1 protein-coding gene is annotated in these 262 nt (G+C 59.2%); it reads left to right on the top strand.

Features of this window, described 5'->3' with window-relative positions:
- On the top strand, positions 1-262 hold a 262-nt coding region (locus tag HBA93_RS21785), incomplete at both ends, for a hypothetical protein (protein WP_221724638.1).

Here is a 262-nt window from a genome sequence, read left to right as displayed (position 1 = left end):
CCCCAAGGGCAGCTTCAACGCGCTGATCTATATGCACCGCTACCGGCCCGACACCGTCTCGGTCGTGCTGAACCAATATGTGCGCGAGTTCATCCACAAGCTGGAGGTAGAGCGCGCTCGACTGGAAAAGCTGGCTGTCGATCCTGCGGCTACGCCCGCCCAGCAGACAAAGGCGCAAAAGGAAACGGCTACGGTCATCAAGCAGATCGCTGAGCTGACCGAATGGGAACGCGAAGTCGTCTATCCGATGGCACAGCAGAAG

Source organism: Ochrobactrum sp. SFR4 (assembly GCF_019730395.1).
GTDB lineage: Bacteria > Pseudomonadota > Alphaproteobacteria > Rhizobiales > Rhizobiaceae > Pseudochrobactrum.
The sequence above is the reverse complement of the archived record's forward strand: the minus strand, read 5'-3'. Positions and strand labels throughout refer to the sequence as shown.